The following is a 4749-nucleotide window of genomic DNA, read 5'->3' on the forward strand; positions in this document are numbered from 1 at the left end:
ACCAAGGCCAACGGCTAAATCCACAAAAAACAAACAAAGAAATTAAAAAAATGATGATTATCAAGTTTACAGACACATTATATGGGATCAATAGGAAGAAGATTAACCAGATTTTTGAAACCATAAGGATTGAATATTGGCAGTTTCATCAAACATTAGGTCACTTTCGTCATTTGAAAGGTACTGTTTGTGGAAATCGAGCTTAGTCGGCTTTTTTACAGCTATTTTTTTAATGATATTCGAAATTGAGTTCTCAAACTCCCAAACAAACTAAATAACGCTTTATTAATGTCTATTTCTGTCTTACCCTAAATGCAGGGAAAAGCCTTTGATAAAGAGCTATGCTAAATTTAATGTATGAACAAAGCCGTAATAACAGCTACTGTGCTGGTATTTTTTTGCCTGCATTCAGTGCAGCTTCTCGCGCAACTTCCTTCAGCAGGGCAGACTGTTATAGACAGTCTGAAATCAGGCAAGAAGAAGTTGTCCAAGCTAGATTCGCCGGCTATGCAAAAAATCCAGGAGACTAAAAAATCATTAAAGTTACAAGTAGGCGCACTAACCGGGCAGTCGGCCGGGTTGCTGAGTAAGGATAGCCTGAAAAAAAATGTTAAGATACAATCTGCGAGTGTTTCTTCGCAATATGTTAAAACAAAAGAACTGGTTACAGATAGCTTGAAATCGGCAAAAAAGAAATTCTCTAAGCTCGATTCAGTGGCAATGGGGAAAATACAGGTGACCAAAAAATCAATATTAACGCAAGCGGATGAGCGTGTAAAACAATCTGATATTGCTAAACTGTTAAAAAAAGACACGCTGAAAAAAGGTGCCAAAATACAGTTTAACGATGTATCAGTAGAAAATGCAACACAATATATCAAAACGCAGAACCCGGCCAATGGCAAAAACCTGTTAAATAATGTAACCTTTTATGGCCAATTGAAAATATATAATATTCCGATTGATCTTTCATTGGCGAACACTTATACGGCCATGAGAGATTTTAGGTTCGATCAGGGCAATCTTTTTAAGTTCAATTTACCCAAGCCAAGTTTTAATCAGTTTTTTAAGGCAGATATAGACAAGTACCGGAACTTGCGCAAGAATGTGTTAAGCGGGCAAACCGCTGAGTCTTTTCTCCGGAAGAAAATACAAGATAAGATTGCGAAGAACCTTAATCTCTCTGCTTCACCAAAACTACAGGCCTATTTAAACAATCCCGAAAATTTAAGAAGCATGCTCAAGATGGATGAATTGGAGTTGAAGGCAAAACTGAACGAATTTACAGCAGAAATAAAAGATCAGGCACAGAACGGGGGGAAACAACTTAGTCAACACGGGCAGGATTCGCTTACAAACTTATTAAATGCAAAAAAGCAGGAATTGTTTACAGAAATCCAAAAGGTACAACAATCTGTATATGATAGTGGGCTTGACCCTGAAAAACTTGAATTACTGGAAAAAGTAGCCCAAGGTAAAATCTCGCAAAAAGAACTCGAAAATTTCTTTGTCTCGGAACTTGCTAAAGGAAAAGATATGGGCTTTTTACAGAAAGGTTATGCCAAACTCCGTGAGTTTCAGGCTGGTAATTTTGGCCATCAATTGCCTGGAAGTTTTCTCAACCGCGATCTCTTTTTAAATGGTTTCAATTTTTCTTTAAGAACGCCAAGAGGGCCGGTGACTGTTGGGGTAAGWACCAACCTCGACCTTAATTCAACAAAAGATGCCGGTTTTAATGCGTCCACTTTTGCCATTCCAAAACTCTACAGTTATTTAAGTGTACCCACTACAAATTTTTCGTTCGGTTCGGGCAAGCTTTCATGGGTGGGTACATACGATCGGCAATTTAACGGAAGCTTTGGATCAGCTCAAAATGCATTGCCAAGAAATAATATGGTATTTACCATTAGTCAGGCCTTTCGGTTCAGTAAGGCAGGAACATTTACTTTTGATGTTTCCAAATCCTCTACACAATACAAAGAACTTGCTGCCTTTGGTCCGGATCAGTTAATAATCGATAGAAATACCAATGGTAACTATTTTAGAGATGATTTTCTGCAGACCATGTCGGTTGGATTAAACCATTCTATCGATGATAAAAAGCTGGGAATCAGGAGCACTGTATTTGTTAATTATGCAGGTTCCGGATTTCAAAATCCTGGGCAACAGGGGATTGGTAACCTTAACCTAAGGTTTGGTGGAAATATCCGTAAAGAATTTTTCCACAAGAAAATGACACTTTCTGTACGTTCCGACTTTAAAAACATGCCCATTAGTGCGACTGATCATTCGCACTGGAGCAACCATAACATTCAGCTCGATTCGAGATTCCGCATTTCCAGGTCGGCTAATTTAGGCCTAAAATATATTGATAACGGCGTTGATAAGGTATCGCAGGGCAGTACTCCGGTATATGCCTCTAAAAAACTTCAGCTCGATCTCAATTCGAATTATAAAATGTTTGGGCAGCGCGGGTTTAGCCATGTAAGTGTGGCGCAGCAGGAAATTGCCAACCCCTTATCATTGGGCAATTCTAGTTTATTGCAGTTAAACTATGTACAAACAGTGGTATTTAAAGACTTTTCGCTTTCTGGAAACCTTTTTTATAACCGCGAACTTAATGCCAATACCATATTGGGCAATATGCTCAACTCAGATGCGTCGCTACAATACCAGTTATTCAGCGGTGTTTCGATGTCGAGCGGACTGAGTTATCTGGATAATCAGCATCTTGCGCGCCAGGCCGGTATTAAACAAAGTATCCAGTTCATGCTGAAGAAACATTTTGATATCTCTGCTTATGTAGATATCCGTAAAAACCTGATTACCCCAACCTATCCTGATCTTTTCTCTACCAATAGGGGAGAAATATCTATACACTATTATCTCGACAGACAATGAGCAAACTTAAACTAAGATTATTTATTTTATTTATTTCCATAAGTACCGTTGTGTCTGCCCAAACAAGTATTGTGTTTGTTCCAGAGGTATATGGTACCACGCTGAACGGTCTTTTTAGGGCATCTATATTCAATGCATCCGGTGTAAAATCGGTAAGGATGAACATTACGGTAACGGAAGCACGTGCCGGAAAAATTGCCACTATACAAACGGGGGTATTTACCATTGCGCCGGGGAACAACATTATTCCTTCGGGAGTGGCCCGCACAGCCAGCGTGGCCATGGCACAGAATGCAACTGCAAACTTTATCAGACGCAACCAATATTTCCCACAGGGCGATTACGAATATTCGTTTAATATTTATTCGGCCTCCTCAAGCGAAGAGATCATTATCGATCAAACGTTTAACAACGAAATTACACCACCAGCACCTTTAGATCTGATCGAACCCTACGATCAGGACGAAATTTGCGAAAAACGCCCATTGCTTACCTGGCAACCTTCTATACCAAAGATTGATGGTTTACTCTACCAGGTGATGTTGGTCGAAATTAAAGATAAGCAGAATGCCGTTGAAGCCTTAAATTACAACCTGCCAATTGTAAATCAAAAAGGGGTAGTGGCCAATTTATTGGTTTACCCACCAAATTCAAAAGAACTGGTAGCCGGTAAAAAATATGCCTGGCAGGTAAGCGCCTACCGCGATCAAACGGTAATCAACCGTTCAGATGTCTGGTCGTTCGAGGTGAACTGCCAGGATACGGTGAATGCGGTTATACCAACTGATTACGGGTATAGGGATATTGAAGATCTGGTTAAGGGGAATTATTATGTTGCTGATGGCCAGATTAAATTTGCCCTAGTTAATTCTTATGGAGAGCAGGAATTAAAATACAATATTCTATGTATTAATAATCCTTCGAAAAAGATCAAAAACCTCCCTAAGCTGAGGTTAAAGCGTGGACAGAACAAAATCAATATTGATCTGAGTCATAATTTTTCATTTGAGGACAACTATTCTTATATCATGAAAATTCAAATGCCTGATGGCAGTCAGAAAAGTTTAAGATTTTTATATAAACAACCAACAGAATGAGACAAGCCACTATAATAATTTTACTTGGTTTGATACTTTCATGTAGTACTAAAAAACCTGCCGGTCAAAGTTCCGATGTCGATTTAAATGTAATGGCGCAATTAAAAGAAACGCCATCTACGGAGCACACGCGGACTTTCATGATTAGGGTATTCCCTGATAAGAAATTTGCTGAAAGTGGAATGGAAAAAATTACCGAATCTTTTCTTTACCATTCTGACAGTTGTTTTTATCTGCTCAAAAATAATGTAAAGTTATATCCGGAATATGTGGAACCCATAGTAAATGGGATAAAAGGGAGTTATGAATTTCTTGTAGGATTCAGCGACCAAGACCTTTCGACAAAAGAATATACACTGATTTATCAGGATCAAATTATTAATAAAAAAAAATACGTTCTCACGATCAAATAATATGGGATATACTTTAATTAATAAGACCAAATTTATTGCTAAGTTTTTGCTGGTGCTGTGGTTGATACAAATTTTTCAACCCTTAAGTGTTTATGCACTAACATCAGGCCCAGCCCAGCCAGAAGCCCAATCTTTTCAGCCTGTTGGTGTTTCTGACATGGTTGATTTATTTAGCGGAGATTTTAAATACAATATTCCTTTGATGGATATAGATGGTTATCCCATTAATTTAAATTACCAATCAGGAGTAGGGATTGATGACGAAGCCAGTTGGGTTGGTTTGGGTTGGAATTTAAACGTTGGCGCCATTAACAGGCAGTTAAGAGGTATTCCTGACC

At 38.6% G+C, this 4749-nt stretch carries 5 protein-coding genes; all 5 read left to right on the plus strand.

The window, feature by feature from the left end:
• A partial coding sequence (locus tag AC1DND_RS19995) for a hypothetical protein (RefSeq protein WP_477584304.1) occupies positions 1–206 on the plus strand: 206 nt, incomplete at its 5' end.
• A gap of 151 nt (positions 207–357) precedes the next feature.
• Entirely contained in the window at positions 358–2901 is a 2544-nt protein-coding gene (locus AC1DND_RS20000; RefSeq protein WP_477584306.1) for a TonB-dependent receptor, read from the plus strand.
• A complete protein-coding gene (locus AC1DND_RS20005; protein WP_477584308.1) occupies positions 2898–3998 on the plus strand; it encodes a DUF928 domain-containing protein in 1101 nt (366 codons plus the stop codon). Before AC1DND_RS20000 ends, AC1DND_RS20005 begins: the two co-directional genes overlap by 4 nt.
• Positions 3995–4411, plus strand: a complete 417-nt coding sequence (locus AC1DND_RS20010) for a hypothetical protein (protein WP_477584309.1) — start codon at positions 3995–3997, stop codon at positions 4409–4411. Before AC1DND_RS20005 ends, AC1DND_RS20010 begins: the two co-directional genes overlap by 4 nt.
• A 1-nt stretch (position 4412) precedes the next feature.
• Positions 4413–4749 (plus strand): hypothetical protein (locus tag AC1DND_RS20015; RefSeq protein WP_477584310.1); only part of this gene is annotated, 337 nt, incomplete at its 3' end.

Source organism: Pedobacter sp. 01N416 (assembly GCF_056399685.1).

Coding starts and splice junctions, on each gene's coding strand:
- AC1DND_RS20010 (WP_477584309.1), top strand. CDS start 3,995: ATGAGACAAGCCACTATAATAATTTTACTTGGTTTGATACTTTCATGT.
- AC1DND_RS20005 (WP_477584308.1), top strand. CDS start 2,898: ATGAGCAAACTTAAACTAAGATTATTTATTTTATTTATTTCCATAAGT.